Genomic DNA, 17,239 nt, shown 5'->3' on the forward strand with positions numbered 1-17,239 from the left:
GCTGATAACAAGAAAAAACAGGGAATGCGAGTCTTCCATCACCACTCGCTTGCTTGGATTATCTTTTTTTCTTGTGTTGGTCTAATGAATTAGTTTTTCAATTCGCTCAAATCAATCGTTTCTTGATTATCCATTGAGTTTGAAACTTCTGGCTCTTGGGATGTCAGCTCTGGAAACTCTTCGTAAGTTGCTTGTGAATCCGTTGATGTTTGCGTCAGTGAATTTTCTGCGTCTTGTGTTGCTTCAACTGGCGTTTCAACAGTTTCGTCAGCATTTTCGGCATCAGTCAGAGCTTCTTGCCCTTTTGGTGCTTCAGCTTCTGACACTTCTTCGGTCTCCTTGACTTCTTCAGTTGCATTAGCAACATCTTCATCCGTCAATGGCGTAATTGCTTGCGTTTTTGCTAACGTTTCTTCAGCACTTTCCAAGTGTTCCTCAATGATTGATTGAAGTTTTTCTTCTGGATTTACTGCATAATCACGCGTTGGACGGAAAATTTCTGCCCAATCATCCGATTGCATTGAAGCCAGTTGGTTTTCCACAACCGAAGTCATCCGTTGGTGATAAAGACGCATTTTACGTTTCAAATCATCTGTATCACGAACCAACTTACGCGCGTCATCTGAAGCAGCATTCAAAATAAACCCAGCTTCTTTTTTCGCTGCTTCAATAATTAGCGCACTTTTTCTTCCAGCATTTGCAATGATTTCACTCGATTCTTTTTCAGAATTGATTTTCATCTTGTCTGCTTCGCCTTTAGCTTGCTCTCGAAGATTGTCAGCAGCATCTTGCGCTACAACGATCGATTTATTGAGTGAATCTTTCATGTCGTCAAAGTATTTCACGCGTTCGCGCAATGATTTCAACTCACGTTCTTGATCTTTAATGGTTTGAGCAAACTCGTCGTAATCTCGAACGACAATATCCAAAAACTCATCGACCTCATGCTTACTAAATCCACGAAATTGTGGATTGAAGCTCTTGTTTTGAACATCCAGACTGTTTAATGTCATCATCCCCTCCTCAGTTTATTCTATTAAACTCTAACTTAATTTTAGTTAAAATTATTCCCATTTATCTTTTATGATTTTTAATGATCTCGAGTTCAACCTTCTGTTTTCCTTTTTTCGTCAGCCCCAAAACTTTAGAAATTTTGATTCTTCCAAAGCCACGAACACTGATTAAATCGCCAATTCCAACAGAAATATTTTTCTTATCAATTTCGAGATAATTTATTTTTATCTTATTTGATTCTAACATATTTGCCGCAATATTGCGAGAAACTTTGAAAGCGACTGCAATAATTTTATCAATCCGTAAGTTATCCACAAGAACAACTTCACTGACGGATTGATTTGGGGCAGAATTTAATTCCGTCAGTGAAATCTCTCGAATTTTGACGGCTGCTCGTCCCACTTTTTCAATCGCTTTAAAAATTTCAACGACGTGTTTGCTGACGAAAATTTGAACCTTATCTGCGGCAACAATAATATCACCCACTTCTTGCCGTTTTAAGCCCGTTTGCCCTAGAAAAGTTCCTAGAACTTGCGCATGAGAAATCTGCACGAACTTAGAGGCATAAGACATTTCGAGCAGTGCTAAATCAAAATCTTCTGCATCAAAACGATAAAATTCTGGTGCCAGTATGACTTTAGCTTGCTCCATCTCTCCCAACAATTGACTTGAGAAAAGTTGAACCTTTCTTTTATTCGCTAAAGTTTGCAAAATTTCCAACTCACGCGGATTCAGAAAAGAAGTGCTAATCACCGCATAAGAATCTTCCACTCGATTCAGCCACTCTAAGCAGCGATCAATAAATCGCCGTTCATCTGCCTGAAAATGCTGATAAATATTTTCTTCGTTCAAAACAAAATTCCATTAACCACAATCATGATAAAACGTTGAATAAATTGTAGAACAATCACAGCCACCAAAATGGAAAAATCTAAACCAGCAAAACTCAAAGGAAGATTTTCAAAAAGGCTTAAATAAGGACGAGAAATTTTGATAATAAAACGACCGAACCAAGTCCCATAAAGACTTGGAATCCAGCTCATCAAGGCATAAATGACTAAGACAATGGAATAGGCATCTATCAAACGTAGAAGCCAGTTTACTATTGTAATCGTTATAATCATTAGTAGATATCGTAACTTTCAAAATTTTGACCAGCTAAGATAGACATTTCTTTCGCTGCATCGACTGTAATATTTGCAGGAGTCATCAAGAAAATTTGTCCCCCCACATTTTGAATATCACCATCAAGAGTAAAGACCACACCCGTCATAAAATCAATGGAGCGACGTGCTTGGGCGTCACCCATAAATTTAAAGTTAACCAAAACACATTCGCCATTTTTAACGATACGTGCTGATTCCATGATGTCTGCATAGGCCCGTGGTTCTTTAATTGCAATAGTAGATACCGCTTGCGCCAAAGTTTGGTTTTGGGAAACGGTTTGTTGTTGTACGATTTTTTCAGGCATAGGTTTTGAGAAATTCTGAGCAAAACGCTTTTGTGGCGCTGCTTGTGTTTGTTTTTGCGTTTGTGTTTGAGTTTGTAATCTTGAAGCCGCCGCTTCCTGACGTGCCGTATAATCAGGCTGTCCTGCTTTTTCCTCAACCGTTGGTTTAGGGCTGGCTACGACTGTTGGTCTTGGTTCTTGCGCAGGGCGTGCTGGTTCATCAAAATCTTCATCATCCTCTGCTAAATAACCACGTAGGGTATTCATCAGATCTTTAAATGCCATATTTTCCTCCGTTGTTTACTTTATCTGTCTCACAAGTTTTTGAAAAATTCCGTTCCTATCCGAACGAAACTTGCCCCATTTTTAATGGCAGCCTCATAATCTCGACTCATTCCCATACTCAATTCAGTACAAGGAATTTGTGGAAGATTCATTTCAGATATTTCAACTTGCAATTTTTTCATTCTTCCAAAAATGTCATTACACTCGTCTTCAGTTGCATCAAACGGAGCCATTGTCATTAAACCAACAATCTCAATATTTTCTAGTTTGGATAATTCAGGCAAGATGCCCAAAAGTTCATTTACTGAAAAGCCATGTTTACTTTCTTCACCAGAAATATTAACTTCAACAAAACATTTGATTTGGTGCTCCGCACGTTTACTAATTTCTTGAGCAAGCTTCATAGAGTCTAGCGCATGAAAGTAGTCAACAAAATTGATTACACTTTTGACTTTTCGTCTTTGCAAATTACCAATCAAATGCCAAGTAACCTTATAATCTTTTAAAGCTTCATATTTTTCAAGAAAGAGCTCTGTTCGATTTTCAGCGAGGTGTGAAATTCCATTTTCTAAAACTTCACGAGCTAGCTCGGCTTTGACATACTTAGTAACCGCAATGACTGAAACTGACTGATTAGAATAAGAAGACGCAGCTTTTGCCGCATCTACGTTACTCAATATTTTATCAACATTTTCTTTAATCGTCATTGATCAATTATTTACGGAGGAATGGTGGGGTATCAAGATCTTCATCAGAAGTAGGAATGCCTCCAAAACTTGTTACTGATGACGTATCACGTGTGTTATTTACGCTTTGACGTGGTGAAGCATCACGACGGATATCCCAATCTCCAAATGCAGAATTTCCTTGTTGTTGATTTTGTGGAGCAGCTTGTTGTTGAACTGGGCGGCTCGCTGGAGTGTGTTGCATATTGGCATTGTGTGTCAAGTTAGGTTGACGACGTGTTTCTGCTTGGAAACCAAGGGCTTCATCAGCTGTTTCTTTCGCTACACCTGTTGCAACAACTGTAACACGAATTTCGTCTTTCAAGTTTGGATCAATTGCTGTACCCAACATAATGTTGACATCGTTACCAGCCGCTTGAATCACGATTTCAGAAGCATCTTGTGCTTCAATCAAGCTCATGTCCATGCCACCTGTAACGTTCAAGAGGACATTTTCAGCACCTTCAATGGTTGTTTCCAAAAGTGGTGAGTAAATCGCTTTGCGTGTTGCTTCGATGACACGTTCTTCACCAGTAGCAACACCGATACCCATAAGAGCATCACCTTTGTTTTCCATTACAGTTTTCACATCGGCGAAGTCCAAGTTAATCATACCAGGGTTGGTAATCAAGTCTGTAACCCCTTGAACACCTTGACGCAAAACATTATCCGCTTCGCGTAAAGCTTCTGTCAATGGTGTTTTCTTGTCAACAATCTCAAGCAAGTTATTGTTTGAGATAATCAACAAGGTATCAACGTTTGCACGCAGCGCTTCGATACCTTCTGTCGCAAAGTATGAACGTTTTGAACCTTCAAAACCAAATGGACGAGTGACAACACCAACAGTCAAAGCACCAATTTCTTTAGCGATTTGAGCAATGACTGGTGCAGCACCTGTACCAGTTCCGCCACCCATACCAGCTGTGATGAAAATCATGTCTGAGCCTTCAAGTGCTTGTGATACTGTTTCAGCTGATTCTTCGGCTGCACGTTTACCAACTTCAGGTTGAGCACCAGCACCTAGGCCGCGTGTTAATTTTGGCCCAAGCTGGATTACTGTGTCTGCTTTTGAGCTGCGCAAGGCTTGCACATCTGTGTTGGCAGCGATAAATTCAACGCCTGAAACACCTTCTTCAATCATGCGGTTAATCGCGTTACCACCGCCACCGCCGACACCGATAACTTTAATAACAGCACCCGTTGTTAAGTCTGTATCAAATGAAAATTCCATGTTTTATTTCTCCGTATTTTACTTTCAAAATTTAAAGTTTTTTACGAAAGCTCTAGTAGACTTCAACCAAAACTATTTTTGGCACTAGTTCTTGTAAAGCTTTCTTTTGAGTAATTTCTTAATGCTTAGTCGAAAAGGTTGCCAAAGAAACCTTTAGCACGGTCTAAAAGACCTTCTTTTTCTTCTTCAGCTTCTGCTGGTTTTTGAGCGACTACTGGACGAACCTGAGGTTCTGTGTAATAATCATTTTCAGCATTCACTGGTGCGCTTGCTTGAACAGGTACAGTTTGTACGGGTGCAACGTAAACTTCTTCAGGAGCACTATAAGTGTACTCTCCAGAAAAAGCTTGTGAAACTAAAACATCGATATCACTGCGTTGTCCAATGTAGCTCACAACACTAATCACTTGAGCAAAAGCAGGATTGCGCAAGCCCATTTCGCCAGGGACAAACAAACGAGCATTCATTCCAAGAATCTTAGTTGCCAAATCAACAACACCTGGCATTGCGGCTGTTCCACCGACTAAAATCACTCCACCAGGTACTTCAAATGAAGCACCAGCTTCCAAATCTTGACGTACTCGAGTAAAAATTTGAGTCATTCGTGCTTCGATGATTTGTGAAAGGTAGTATTCTGTGACTTGGTCAGCTTCTTCTTTGCCGACAACTTCAACAAGGAAGTATTCATCTTGACTTGCCCGTTCGGTACTTGCTTCACCATAGTTGACTTTCAAATCTTCTGCTGCTGAAACAGATGTATTCAGCACTGTTGAAATATCTTTGGTGATGTAATCGCCACCTTCAGGACTAGTGTGTGTAAACTTCAGTGCTTGTTCTTTGACAGCACTAACTGTTGTTTGACCTGCACCGAGATCCACCATGATTGTTCCAAATTCGCGTTCACCTTCGGTGAGCACGTATTGGGCCATTGCCAAAGGAGCAATAACAATATTTTCAGCAATCAATCCTGCACGTTCAACGACTTTACGAATGTTATGGACTAAAGTTTTTGGTCCTGTATAGACAACGCCATGGATTTCTAAGCGTACGCCAAACATTCCGCGTGGATCAGAAATTCCTGTAAAGCCATCCACGGTAAATTCTTTTGTTTCGACAGCGATGATTTCACGTTCGGGTACAATCCCACGCATCAACGCATTTTGAACGACTTGAAGAACGTCGTTGTCTGTAATTTCTTTTGTTTCACTAACAATCGGAACCATGCCTTGACAAGGTTCGATTTCAAGAGAGTTTGCTGGAATGCTCACGTTGATACGATCAATCGTGATTCCTGCGCGCTCTTCAGCAGCGTTAATCGCTTTGCGTAAAGCTTGCGCTACTTTCTCAATGTCAACAATAATTCCATTTTTTAAGCCGTCAGATTTTGCATTTCCAACGCCAATTATATTCATTTCACCTGAAACGTACTCTGCAACAAGCACTTTAATCGTGTTTGTTCCAATATCTACGCCTGTATAAAGTCCACTTTTAGCCATAAAAGCGACTCCTTTCTCTTACACATCACAATTCATTTTTTTTAATAATTTAGCAGAATGTATAGATAATTTTATACACAGATACATTCATTATATATTTTAACATAAAATCACAGTAAAACAAGAGTTTAGCTGTGATTTTATAAGTTTTTTTCGTTTACTTCCTGTATTCTTTGGCAACAGAAAAAATTGCGATGGTTCCCTCGCCTGTGTGAGTTACAATCGTTGGACTGAGCGGACGGATGTCAACTGCAATCTGTGGGCTTTCTTCAAGAATTTGAGTTTTAATTTCTTGGGCTGTTTCGTCTGTTCCTGAGTAAGAAATAATTAAATGTGGGTAAGCGCTATCCATTTCGGTCAGAGTTTTTTCAATCATCTGATGAATGGCTTTTTTCTTGCCACGAACTTTTGTGACTTGGCGCAATTTTCCTTCAGGATCGACGTCTAATAAGGGCTTGATATTGGCCATTGTACCAACCAGAGCGACTGCTTTTGGAATCCGTCCACCTCGTGCTAAATGGTTCAAATCATCCACCATGAAACGGCTCTCCAAGCGTTGTATCAGCTCATTCAAAACTTTTAAACTTTCATCCAAGGTTTTTCCAGCGTCACGGAGTTTAACCATTTCCTCAACCAAAAAACCTTCGCCAGAGGCTGCAGCGAGTGTATCAACAACTGTAATTTCAGCTTCTGGAAGCTCTTCCAATAGCATTTCTCGAGCAATCACGGCAGATTGATAAGTGCCTGAAAGTCCTGACGAAAAAGCCAGATAAACCAACTCTTCATCTGCTAAAGCAAATTTTTTAAACACTTCTAAAAATTGACCAGAGTTGACTTGTGAGGTTTGAACGGTTTGTCCTTTTTTGATTGCTTCAAGAAGAGTACTGTTGTCCAGCGCCTTCTCACCGATGGTTTCATAGGTTTGATCCCCGATATTAACGGTCATGCCCAAGTGGGCGATGTGGTGTTCTTTAAGATAAGACTGGCTCAAGTCTGCGGTTGAGTCTGTCATAATTTGAAAAGTCATTTAATTCCTTCCTCTTCCTCTGTCAGAGCTGACAGAAGCCCTTTTTACTGACAGTTTTTTTATTTTGCTAGAGAAATTACTGACGAAATGTTTCAAATGATTGACGTCAGCATTTTCTCTGCTTTTTTGTCAAGATAATGTTAGTTCCGATTTCTAAAAATTTCGTACATCAAAATGCTGGCAGCGACCGATGCATTCAGGCTCTGAACGTGTCCTACCATTGGAATTGTAATCATCTCATCGACTTGCTTTTTGAGATTTTGTCCAATCCCGTGACCTTCGTTACCAATAATCAAAGCGACTTTTCCTGCTGTATTCCAGCTGCTGTAAGTCGTTCCATTCATGTCGGTACCAAAAATCCAGAATTGTGCTGCTTTAAGCTTGTCTACTGCTTGTGACAAATTGGTTACTCGCACAACTGGAACGTGTTGAAGCGCGCCAGTACTTGCTTTAACTGCTGTTGGTGTGATACCGACTGCCCGATGTTTCGGAATAATAATGGCATCAACTCCCGTTGCATCAGCCGTTCGTGCGATTGAACCCAGATTGTGGGGATCCGTCAGCTCGTCCAGAATCAAAATTGTTGCTGTTTCCTTTGCTGACAAATCCGTCAGTAATTTGGTCAAATCAGCGTAAGCAAATTCGGCCACCCTCGCAAGAAAACCTTGGTGGACACCGTTTTCCGTCAGTTTATTAAGTTCTGTTTTTGGCGTCCAAGAAATATTAACTTTTTTAATTCGTGCAAGTTCTTTGATTTTTTCAACATTCTTGCCGCGCAAATCTTCTTGAACATAAAGTTTGTTGACCAAGTTGCCGTTTAAGGCTTCTGTGACCGCGTGTAATCCGTAGATGATATCAGTATTTTCCATGAAATCATTATATCATTTTTAGACAAAAAAACCTGAGTCTATTTCCAAGTTTTTTTGCTTATGTAAATCTGTTAAAAAATTATGTAAATGACATAATTTACTTTTAGAAGGATTTTACATAATTTTTTTCGCCCTATTGCTGCTCATTTTTTTGAATATATGTCGTCATTTCTTTTTGATAATGCGCTGCTTTCCAGCTTTTTTCCGGTTCATTAAAATAATTTGCCAACAAATAAGCAATATAAGGCCCCGTCGTCAGTCCCGACGAACCCAGCCCACTTGCCACCACCACCGAAGAATCATCCTCAAGCGGTCCAAAAAAGGGAGCAAAATCCTCAGAATAAGCCCGCGTCCCCACTCGATAACGATAAGGAAAATCTAGCAATTCTTGATTTTTCAGATAGTCCGCAAAATCCGTCAGTTGCTCAAAAGCCGCTGACGTCTCCTGCAAATCCCAACCTGCCTCGTTTTCGTGCGTGGCCCCCACCAAAAGTTTTCCCTTTTGAAAGGGAATAAGATCAGCAGCCCCTTCCAAAAAAACCACAGGGAAATTTTCAGTAGCAAAATTTGTCTGGAAAGATAACAATTGTCCTTTTTGCGCTTTGACCTTGACTTGATAGCCAACAGGTAAGAGTAAATCTTTGAGCGCCGGACCTGCACAAATTGCTAGCGCATCAACTACTGTTCTTTGCCTCTCATGACTCACCTCCCACGCTTGATCCAACTTACGAATCTGCGCACGTTCTTGATAAAGCTTAACGCCCCTTTTTTCTGCTCTTTTTTTCAAATGAAGCAAATAAGCCGCACCATCCAAACGCGCCCCACCAGAAAGGTAGAGGCTTGGAGCAGGTTTGAGTAAAGGCATAAGGTTCGCCGTTTCTTCTGGATTGAGCAAGCGGATTTCGCCCATCTCTGGCGCTTCTTTTTGCCGCTCTAGCGCTAATTTCTCCAGCTCTTGTAAATCATCTTTTTTTCTTAAAAATAAAGTCCCACAGCGCTCGTAGATTTCCTTATTCAGTTCAAAATCCACAGTCAATTTTTCAAAGAAAGCTGCGCCCTCTTTTGCCAATTGGTACCATTTTTTATTACGCCGTTTGGACAACCAAGGCGAAATGATGCCTGCGCTGGCTTTAGTTGCTTGATTTTTTTCATCATCAAAAAGACTGATTTCAAATCGCTGATTGTCTAGATAATTTGCCAAAGTCATACCGACAATTCCGCCGCCAATAATTGCAATTTTTTTCATTTCATTCTCTTTTTTCTGTTGTTTTAGATTGTCTTTATCACTTTTGCTGGGCTTCCAACAACTACAGCATTGTCTGGAACATCTTTTGTAACAGTTGAATCAGCCCCAACGACGGCATTTTTCCCTATTGTCACACCAGGCAAGACCGTCACATTCGCACCTAGCCAGGCATTTTCTTTAATCAAAATGGGTTTAAGCTGAAGGCCCAGTCTTTTTTCAGGCTCAAGTAAATGATTGACACTGATCAAACGACAGCCCGGCCCAATCAAAACATGGTCTTCCAGTGTAATTCCCCCTAAATCAACAAAAGTGACATTTTGATTTAAGAAAATATCCTCCCCTAAGCGGATATGACTGCCAAAGTCACTATAAAATGGCAGTGAAATAGTCACTGAATCTGCAATTTTCTGCCCGATCACTCCTGATAAAATCGCTCTGACTTCATCTGCGGGATGATACTGCATGGAAAGTTGGGCTAGCTTCGGTTCATTGTGGGCTTTCAGCTCATGGATTTCCTTAAAAATTTCATCTTCTTTTAAAATTTCGCGATACTGTACTCGGTCAAGTAAGTTTTCTGCGCTCATTTCTCCTCCAGTTGCTTTTCTAAATATAAATCAATCAAATCACTTTCACTAGGTGCCATAACTTCGTCATAATGCTCAATCTTGTAAGTCAGATAGTCCAATACTTCTTGCTTTTTTAAAATTTCATGACGCAATTGATCCACTTGATTTTGCAGAATCTCAAGTCGCGCTTCTTTACTGCTCACTTCCCCTTTTGCGACAAGTTTCATGTAGCGGGTTAAAGGTTCAATCTGAACCCCAGCCTCTCGCATATGCTTGACAAATTTTAAAGTTTTAATGTCCTTGTCGTTGAAAGTTCGTAAGCCTGATTCTGTCCGAGCGATTTTTGGAATGAGCCCGATTTTTTCATAATAACGGATGTTATCTGTTTTTATGCCCGATAATTCGGCAGCTTTTTTGATATTCATTCTTTTATTTTAACATTTGAAGTGGACTTTAAGTCAACTCATTTCAAAAAAAAATCATCTAACCAACTGGTTAAATGATTTTTTATTTTTAAGCTAAAGCGCCCATTGGATCCCAAGGCAAAAGGACTTGTGGCTCTGCTTCATAAGCAGCAAGTTCTTCAGCGCTGAGCAAATCTTTGCGAACCACGATTTGGTAAGTGTATTCGTCCATCCAATCGTCAGAAGCTACGAAATATCCTTTATTTCCAGCTTCTTTACCCCAAGAATTTTCAACTTTCCATTTGACAGAATTACCATCGACGTCCAAGTCCACTCCAGCTAACACCATCGCATGAGTCATGAGGGATTCACCATAATCCAAACGTCCAGCTTTAGTTTGGGTGAATTCAATGTCCAAAGCAGCTTTGAAATCGTAAGAATCCATAGTCAACAGGCCTGCTGAGCGATTTGATTCTTGTCCCACATCACAACCAAACCAAACCGTTTCACCAGCTTGCATTTGTGCAATCGCCAATTTTTTGAAACGATCCATTTCGACGTTCAAATGTTTGACTTCTTTTCCACCAACAACATTACCCAAAAATTCAACGGTGTAGCTCTTATTGTAAGGTTTATCAGCCGTTGGGGCGTTGATAACTGACACATACTCGTTCAAGTTAATGCCAACAAATTCATTGTAAAATTCTTTTGGTGTTCCAGTGAATTTTTTAAATTCATTGTCTTTGTTGCGGAAGGCAAATTCAAAGTTTTGTGGTGGCAAGCCCAAAGTTGTGGCAAGGAGATTAAAAATTTCTTGCAAAAGTTCTTCTTTGACCGCTTGCACATCGCCACCTTGTTCAAGGGTGTAACGCAAGATTTCTGCATCTTGGCGGAGCAATTTGTTCAAGTATTGATTGAGCTCACGTGAATTGCTTGACGCTTGTGATTCTGGATAAACAGCTTTTGGCACGATGCCGTATTTGTCGAAGATTGCTACCATCATGTCCCATTGTCCACCGTCTTGTTGTGGGGTTTGCAAAAGGAATTTCAAACGGCGATCGTCCATATTGACATTGCCAATAATTTGCTCCATGAACCAGTTTGATTTTTCGTATTTGTCCCAGAAAAACGTGTAAGCTTGTGAAAACTCGAAGTCTTCCGTTTTAAATTCATTGATAAATTTGTGGCGGAAAGTGTTGAGTGCCGCAAACATCCAGCAGCGACCAGATGCTTTTTGGTTTGTGACAGGATCTTTAGTCAAATCAATGGAAAACTCTGGCAAATTTGCAGCGTGCGAACCACGAACCTCAAGTGCTGAAAGCAAACCATTTTTAGTCACGGCATTTTCTAGCGCACGTAATTTTGTATTTTCAGAAAAATTTTCGTAGAGTTTTTGTGTAAAATCTGTTGTTACTGTCATAGTACCTCCCAAAAGTTCAACATTCTGACAGAGCCGTTGAACAGGGTCATCACTTTAAAATGTGTATGACCGCCTATTATTTATTACATTCTTCTATTATAATCTAAATTGTCAAAAAAATCAGCTTTGAAGCCATGTTTTCAAAGTTTTCTGCGCCGAAAGAAGCCACGGATGCGCTACCTTCAAGCCTTGCGCCCTGATGAACTCAATATAATAAAGCGCAGCCAACTCCAAATTTGCTGACGTCAGCATTTTCTCTGACGTTTTTAGCTCTGAAAATTTCGTCAGCATTTTCTCTGATGCTTTTGTCTCTGAAAATTCCGTCAGTATTTTCTCTGATGCTTTTGTCTCTGAAAATTCCGTCAGCATTTTCTCTGTCAATTTTCACTGACGCAATCACTTCTTGCGTGCTCATCAGTAACAGCTCCTGCGCAGTTTTACCAACGGATAAACAATGCTCAAATAAAAATTCATTTTGCAAAAAATCTCTCACTTTTTCAACAAGAATTTGCTGCTCCACGTTAAGCCCTCCCACTTATCAAAATAAAAAATCTGCTTTTGGGCAGATTTTTCCTTCTTATTTGTTAAATATCAACAGCCGTTCCAGAAGCAATAATCATCATCATGTTGCTTCCATTATTTCCGATGGTTTCATAGTCCACTTTGACTCCCACAACTGCGCTAGCACCAATCGCTTGCGCCCGTTGTTTCAGTTCTTCCAGCGCTTCTTCGCGTCCTTGAATCAATTCATTTTCGTAAGATTTTGAACGACCACCTAAAATGTTTGTGAAACTTGCTTTGAAATCTTTGATGAAATCAACCCCAGCGACCACTTCGCCAAAGATAATTCCCTTATAGCCTTTAATTTCAACACCTTCAATCGTGTTCGTTGTTGTGATAATCATCCGATTTCCTCCAATTTTCCCTAGCTAAATCTTATTTTAACTAAATTATACCATTTTTTGCAACAGACGAATCAGACCTTGGGCTGATTTTTGCCCAGCTTCAATGATAAATTGATCAAAATTCACATTGGCATCATGGTCTGCCGTATCCGACATAGCACGAATAATCACAAAAGGCTTACCAAGTGCGGTTGCCGCTTGGGCAATCGATGCCCCTTCCATTTCCACCGCTAAAACTTCTGGAAAATGATTCTTAATTTCCACAATCTTTGTAGGACTGCTGATAAAGCTATCCGAGCTTGTAATCAAGCCCACATGAACATTTTCCAAGACTTTTTTCAACTCTGAAACAAAATATTTACTTGACTCAAAATACAAAGGTTGTTGCGCCATTTGACCAAAAGCATAGCCAAAAGCCGTCACATCCACGTCATGATAAGCCAGTTTATCGGCGACGACCACATCCCCAATCGCTAGACCATGTGCCACAGCCCCAGCTGATCCAGTGTTAATAATGGCATCCACGTCAAAAATGTCCACAAGAAAGCCGACAGCTAAGGCTGACATTACCTTACCAATTCCAGATTGAACCAAGACAACATCGTGCCGCCCAATATTTCCTGTGTGAAAAATCAGTCCATGTCGCGTTTGTTTGCCCGCGTGCTCCAAGTTTTCAACAAGAACGCGGATTTCTTCGTCCATTGCACAGATTATTCCTAATTTCATTTTTATCTTATTCTTTCTTTAAAATACTTTTTTCCTGCTCCACAAAACACTGACGCTAAGGAAATTTCCGACTGCTGGCTCTGCTCATCTTTTTCGTATTAGAAATAATACAAAAAGAAGGCAACGAAGAACAGCGCAACGATAAGAACCACGATTAAAAGCCATTTATTGATGAGTTTGCCTCGTTTTTGAGCCTTTGCGTTTTCAATTCGTCGGCTCTTATAAACTAAGTTTTTACTGAGTTCCTTCTCAATATTGTCATATTTTTGGGCAATTTCTGAATCAGACTCCAGCTCTTTTTGCAATCTTTTTTCCAGATTTTTCTTATCCTGTTTGGCTTTTTCGATGATATCATCGGTCAAAAGAGGTCTAGGCATGAGTGTTCTCCTTTGCTTTTAGCATTTTCATCTCCCAGTACCAAACCGCCATAATTGTTTTAGCATCGGCAATCTGACCACGTCCAATCATTGCTTTTGCTTCGTCTAGAGTTACTTCAATTTGTTCCAAAAATTCGCCATCGTCAGCTGGTTTAGGCTGCTCAAGCTTTGTTAGATTTTCCGAAAAATAAACATAAGTTTTTTCCGATGAAAAGCCCGGAGTACCATAGAAAGACGTGATTTCCGTTACCTTTTCTGCTTGATAACCCGTTTCTTCTTCTAATTCACGCAAAGCCGCAGCTTTGGGATCTTTTTCTTCACCTTTTTCAAGTTTCCCCGCAGGAATTTCAAAAATAAACTGCTCTAAAGCCTTGCGATACTGACCAACTAAAACCATTTTTCCCCGATGCACAGGCGCAATCGCTGTGCCACCATTGTGAAAAACTAACTCACGAAAACTCGTGCTGTCATCAGGCAAACTTACAATATCACGCGCGACTTGAAAAATCTTCCCATGAAAAATTTCTTGTCGTGACAATGTTTTTTCTTCAAATTTTTTATCATCAAAATCCATGATAACTCCTTTCCAAAGAAAAATCGCCTCAGCATTGCAAAGCAATTTTTCCTCAACAAAGCAGGCAAAAGGCTTTGTTCCTTTTATTTTTTCTTATTGACCACGATAATGTGGCATTTTCTTCGCACGTCCCAACTTATTAACCTGACGTGAACGTCCCAGAGCCATCGCTTCATCTGGTACATCTTCGGTAATCGTTGAACCTGCAGCAGTCAAAGCATTTTTACCAATGTGAACAGGCGCAATGATTCGTGAGCCTGATCCAATGAAAGCAAAATCTTCGATTTCTGTGTTGTACTTATTTTTACCGTCGTAGTTGATTGTGATTGAGCCAGCCCCAAAATTAACTTTTTCACCCACTGTCGCATTGCCAATATAAGTCAAATGTCCAGCTTTTGTACCTTTTCCAAGCGTTGAACCTTTAATCTCAACAAAGTTTCCGATATGAACTTCTTCACTCAAAACCGTCCCTGGACGCAAATGAGCATATGGCCCCACATTACTTCCAACGCTTAAACGACTCTCTTCAATTGTAGAATTACGAATTTCACAATCTGAATGAATCTCTGAATCAACAATCCGACTTCCATTCGTGATATAAACATTTTTGAAAATGTTTGTTTGCCCTTTGATCACAACATTTCCTTCAATGACTGTCTCTTCACCAATGATTACATCACTCTCAATATAAGTCGTTTCTGGATCAATCAAAGTGACCCCATTCACCATGTGAGCATGGTTGATGCGTTGGCGCATGGTTTTCTCAGCCTGCGCAAGTGCCACACGATCATTAACACCCAGACTTTCATCAAAGTCATCCAACACATGAGCAGCAACGGTTTGACCTGCTTTTTTAAAAATTTCAATGACATCAGTCAGATAATATTCGCCTTGAGCATTATCCGTTGTAATTTCGCTCAACGCTTTAAAAAGCGCTTTGTTATCAAAAATATAAGTGCCTGTGTTGATTTCAGTGATTGCTTTTTCAAAATCGTCAGCATCTTTTTGCTCAACGATTTTTTCAACAGACTCATCTTCGCCACGTACAATTCGCCCATAACCCGTAGGATTTGGCGCAATAGCTGTCAAAATCGTCGCTGTCGCTTTTTGGGCAAAATGATAATCAAAAAGAGCCTGCAAAGTCGAGCCAGTAATCAATGGCGTGTCTCCTGCAATAACCAAGGTTGCCCCTTCTTTATTTGCCAGCAAGTCCGCGGCAATTCTCACTGCATGACCTGTTCCCAATTGTTCCGCTTGCTTAACAAATTGAGTTCCTCTAGGCAAAGTAGCAATCACTTGATCAGCTTCGTGACCAACAATAACGACTTTTTTTTCAATTTCAACTTCGTAAACGCTTGTCAAAACATGGCCAAGCATTGATTTACCAGCCACCTTGTGCAACACTTTCGGAAGGGCTGATTTCATACGTGTTCCTTTTCCTGCGGCTAAGACAATTGCAAATTTATCCATAAATTTCTCCTCTATTATACATAGCAAAATAAAAAAACTTTATTCAATTATACCATATTAAAAAAAGTTTTTTGCAATCCTTTTAACTTTTTATGATAAAATGGACACAAGTTAGAAAGGAAATTTTTTATGAAAACAGTCGGATTTATCGGAGTTGGAAAAATGGCAAGTGCTATTATTGCTGGCCTCGACAAAACAAAATTTAATTTACTCATCTCTGGTCGAGATTTTGAAAAAACAAAACAACAAGCTGCTGATTTATCAGTGACAGCTGTCCAAAATCATGACGAATTGGTCAAAAAATCAGACCTTATCGTTCTTGCCATCAAGCCACAAGTTCTTCCGTCAGTACTACGCCCACTTTCTTCTGCCTTATCCGCAGATAAAACACTGATTTCCATTGCTGCTGGATTGACTTTAGCTGATTTGGAGGCGCTCGCTGCTTCAGAAAATCAAGGCATCATTCGTGTCATGCCCAATATCAATGCTCAAATTGGCAAGTCCACCTCAGCCATTGTCCGCAATGAATTTGTCAGTGACGAAGCTTTTGACGCAACGAGTGAAATTTTTGGCGCTGTCGGCTCCGTTCACCAAATTGCTGAAAAAGACTTCTCAACTTTTGCTGCGATTGCTGGCTCAAGCCCTGCCTACATTTATATGTTTATTGACGCACTTTCCCGAGCTGGTGTTTTGCATGGACTTCCCAAAGACCAAGCTACAAAAATTGTCGCTGAAACTTTGCAAGCCTCTGCCGAGATGATTTTGCAAAGTGGTGAAAATCCTTGGAGCCTTGTAGATAAAGTATCAAGCCCTGGTGGAACCACTGTCGCTGGTGTGGTCAGCCTCGAAAAAAATCATTTTGTGGGAACAGTCATTGACGCCATTACAGCAACAATTGATAAAGAAAACCAACTCAGATAAAACAAAAGAACTTACATTTCGTAAGTTCTTTTATTACCTTTTAAATTTACGTCAGCATTTTCTCTCATGAAGTAAAATCCGTCAGTAAAATCTCTGAGTTTAAAAACCAAAAAAATGCCTTACGGCATTTTTTATTAACGACGAAGTCCCAATGAAGCGATGAGTTCACGGTAACGTTGAACGTCTTTACCACGGAGGTAACCAAGAAGGTTACGACGGTGACCGATTTTTTTCATCAATCCACGGTAAGTTGCGTGGTCTTTTTTATGAGATTTGATGTGGTCGTTAAGGTGGTTGATTTCCCAAGTCAATACAGCGATTTGTACTTCTGGTGAACCAGTATCGCCTTCTTTACGAGCGTATTGAGCGATGATTTCTTGTTTTTTTTCTTTTGAAATTGCCATGAGTTTTTCTCCTTTATTTGTATTGCCCAGTCCGAGTGACAGCTTGGCAAGCATGAAACCAAGAATGGGTTGTAAAAAACTACTCTCCTATGATACACTTTTTCTTCTCTTTTTTCAAGCTTTGCTAAA

Annotated in this window: 21 protein-coding genes; 1 reads left to right on the forward strand and 20 read right to left on the reverse strand. The window is 40.1% G+C overall.

Translation table 11 applies throughout. The annotated features are described in order from the left end of the window. Positions 1 to 89: 89 nt before the first annotated feature. The 19 genes from EQJ87_RS06145 to glmU all read right to left on the reverse strand — a co-directional run bounded on the left by EQJ87_RS06145 (position 90) and on the right by glmU (position 15,785). Positions 90 to 1,013, reverse strand: coding sequence for a DivIVA domain-containing protein (locus tag EQJ87_RS06145; RefSeq protein WP_130124604.1), 924 nt, complete (start codon positions 1,011 to 1,013; stop codon positions 90 to 92). A 61-nt stretch (positions 1,014 to 1,074) separates the two neighbouring features. Then, positions 1,075 to 1,866 (reverse strand): YlmH family RNA-binding protein, encoded by a 792-nt coding sequence (locus tag EQJ87_RS06150; RefSeq protein ID WP_130123800.1) that lies wholly within the window; start codon positions 1,864 to 1,866, stop codon positions 1,075 to 1,077. Then, a complete protein-coding gene (locus EQJ87_RS06155) occupies positions 1,863 to 2,138 on the reverse strand; it encodes a YggT family protein (protein WP_130123801.1) in 276 nt (91 codons plus the stop codon). The genes EQJ87_RS06150 and EQJ87_RS06155 overlap by 4 nt, the downstream gene beginning before the upstream one ends. Next, positions 2,138 to 2,749 carry a cell division protein SepF gene (locus EQJ87_RS06160; RefSeq protein WP_130123802.1) on the reverse strand — a complete coding sequence of 204 codons (612 nt, stop codon included), beginning with the start codon at positions 2,747 to 2,749 and terminating at the stop codon, positions 2,138 to 2,140. The genes EQJ87_RS06155 and EQJ87_RS06160 overlap by 1 nt, the downstream gene beginning before the upstream one ends. A 29-nt stretch (positions 2,750 to 2,778) precedes the next feature. Continuing rightward, positions 2,779 to 3,456 (reverse strand): YggS family pyridoxal phosphate-dependent enzyme, encoded by a 678-nt coding sequence (locus tag EQJ87_RS06165; protein WP_130123803.1) that lies wholly within the window; start codon positions 3,454 to 3,456, stop codon positions 2,779 to 2,781. A 7-nt stretch (positions 3,457 to 3,463) separates the two neighbouring features. Beyond that, positions 3,464 to 4,705: a cell division protein FtsZ gene (ftsZ, locus tag EQJ87_RS06170; protein ID WP_130123804.1), complete on the reverse strand. Its 1,242-nt coding sequence runs from the start codon at positions 4,703 to 4,705 to the stop codon at positions 3,464 to 3,466. Positions 4,706 to 4,830: 125 nt separating this feature from the next. After that, positions 4,831 to 6,201, reverse strand: a complete 1,371-nt coding sequence (gene ftsA, locus EQJ87_RS06175) for a cell division protein FtsA (RefSeq protein ID WP_130123805.1) — start codon at positions 6,199 to 6,201, stop codon at positions 4,831 to 4,833. 157 nt (positions 6,202 to 6,358) lie between these two features. Next, a complete protein-coding gene (locus EQJ87_RS06180; protein WP_130123806.1) occupies positions 6,359 to 7,228 on the reverse strand; it encodes a DegV family protein in 870 nt (289 codons plus the stop codon). Positions 7,229 to 7,368: 140 nt separating this feature from the next. Beyond that, entirely contained in the window at positions 7,369 to 8,097 is a 729-nt protein-coding gene (gene rlmB, locus EQJ87_RS06185) for a 23S rRNA (guanosine(2251)-2'-O)-methyltransferase RlmB (protein WP_130123807.1), read from the reverse strand. A 133-nt stretch (positions 8,098 to 8,230) separates the two neighbouring features. Further along, a complete protein-coding gene (locus tag EQJ87_RS06190) occupies positions 8,231 to 9,343 on the reverse strand; it encodes an NAD(P)/FAD-dependent oxidoreductase (RefSeq protein ID WP_130123808.1) in 1,113 nt (370 codons plus the stop codon). A 23-nt stretch (positions 9,344 to 9,366) separates the two neighbouring features. Beyond that, positions 9,367 to 9,927 carry a DapH/DapD/GlmU-related protein gene (locus EQJ87_RS06195; RefSeq protein ID WP_130123809.1) on the reverse strand — a complete coding sequence of 187 codons (561 nt, stop codon included), beginning with the start codon at positions 9,925 to 9,927 and terminating at the stop codon, positions 9,367 to 9,369. Beyond that, on the reverse strand, positions 9,924 to 10,334 hold the full coding sequence (locus EQJ87_RS06200; protein ID WP_130123810.1) for a MerR family transcriptional regulator: 411 nt from the start codon (positions 10,332 to 10,334) through the stop codon (positions 9,924 to 9,926). The genes EQJ87_RS06195 and EQJ87_RS06200 overlap by 4 nt, the downstream gene beginning before the upstream one ends. 88 nt (positions 10,335 to 10,422) lie before the next feature. After that, entirely contained in the window at positions 10,423 to 11,733 is a 1,311-nt protein-coding gene (pepC, locus tag EQJ87_RS06205; RefSeq protein WP_130123811.1) for an aminopeptidase C, read from the reverse strand. A 205-nt stretch (positions 11,734 to 11,938) separates the two neighbouring features. Continuing rightward, the gene (locus EQJ87_RS11720) at positions 11,939 to 12,253 is read right to left on the reverse strand and encodes a hypothetical protein (RefSeq protein ID WP_223804510.1); all 315 of its coding nucleotides are present in this window, start codon (positions 12,251 to 12,253) and stop codon (positions 11,939 to 11,941) included. 64 nt (positions 12,254 to 12,317) lie between these two features. Then, positions 12,318 to 12,638, reverse strand: coding sequence for a YbjQ family protein (locus tag EQJ87_RS06215; RefSeq protein WP_130123812.1), 321 nt, complete (start codon positions 12,636 to 12,638; stop codon positions 12,318 to 12,320). 45 nt (positions 12,639 to 12,683) lie between these two features. Further along, the gene (locus EQJ87_RS06220; protein WP_130123813.1) at positions 12,684 to 13,364 is read right to left on the reverse strand and encodes a 5'-methylthioadenosine/adenosylhomocysteine nucleosidase; all 681 of its coding nucleotides are present in this window, start codon (positions 13,362 to 13,364) and stop codon (positions 12,684 to 12,686) included. A 98-nt stretch (positions 13,365 to 13,462) separates the two neighbouring features. Next, on the reverse strand, positions 13,463 to 13,741 hold the full coding sequence (gene macP / locus EQJ87_RS06225) for a cell wall synthase accessory phosphoprotein MacP (protein ID WP_130123814.1): 279 nt from the start codon (positions 13,739 to 13,741) through the stop codon (positions 13,463 to 13,465). Beyond that, positions 13,734 to 14,318, reverse strand: a complete 585-nt coding sequence (locus EQJ87_RS06230; protein ID WP_130124605.1) for an NUDIX hydrolase — start codon at positions 14,316 to 14,318, stop codon at positions 13,734 to 13,736. Before EQJ87_RS06230 ends, macP begins: the two co-directional genes overlap by 8 nt. A gap of 90 nt (positions 14,319 to 14,408) precedes the next feature. Then, entirely contained in the window at positions 14,409 to 15,785 is a 1,377-nt protein-coding gene (glmU, locus tag EQJ87_RS06235) for a bifunctional UDP-N-acetylglucosamine diphosphorylase/glucosamine-1-phosphate N-acetyltransferase GlmU (RefSeq protein ID WP_130123815.1), read from the reverse strand. A gap of 129 nt (positions 15,786 to 15,914) precedes the next feature. On the opposite strand from glmU, the gene proC reads away from it, so the two are divergent. Further along, on the forward strand, positions 15,915 to 16,706 hold the full coding sequence (gene proC, locus EQJ87_RS06240; protein WP_130123816.1) for a pyrroline-5-carboxylate reductase: 792 nt from the start codon (positions 15,915 to 15,917) through the stop codon (positions 16,704 to 16,706). Between the two features lie 134 nt (positions 16,707 to 16,840). Here proC and rpsO read toward each other — a convergent pair whose 3' ends face one another. Then, positions 16,841 to 17,110, reverse strand: coding sequence for a 30S ribosomal protein S15 (rpsO, locus tag EQJ87_RS06245; protein WP_130123817.1), 270 nt, complete (start codon positions 17,108 to 17,110; stop codon positions 16,841 to 16,843). Positions 17,111 to 17,239: the final 129 nt, after the last annotated feature.

The sequence above is a fragment of the Lactococcus sp. S-13 genome, assembly GCF_004210295.1.
In the GTDB taxonomy this organism is placed as follows: Bacteria; Bacillota; Bacilli; order Lactobacillales; family Streptococcaceae; genus Lactococcus.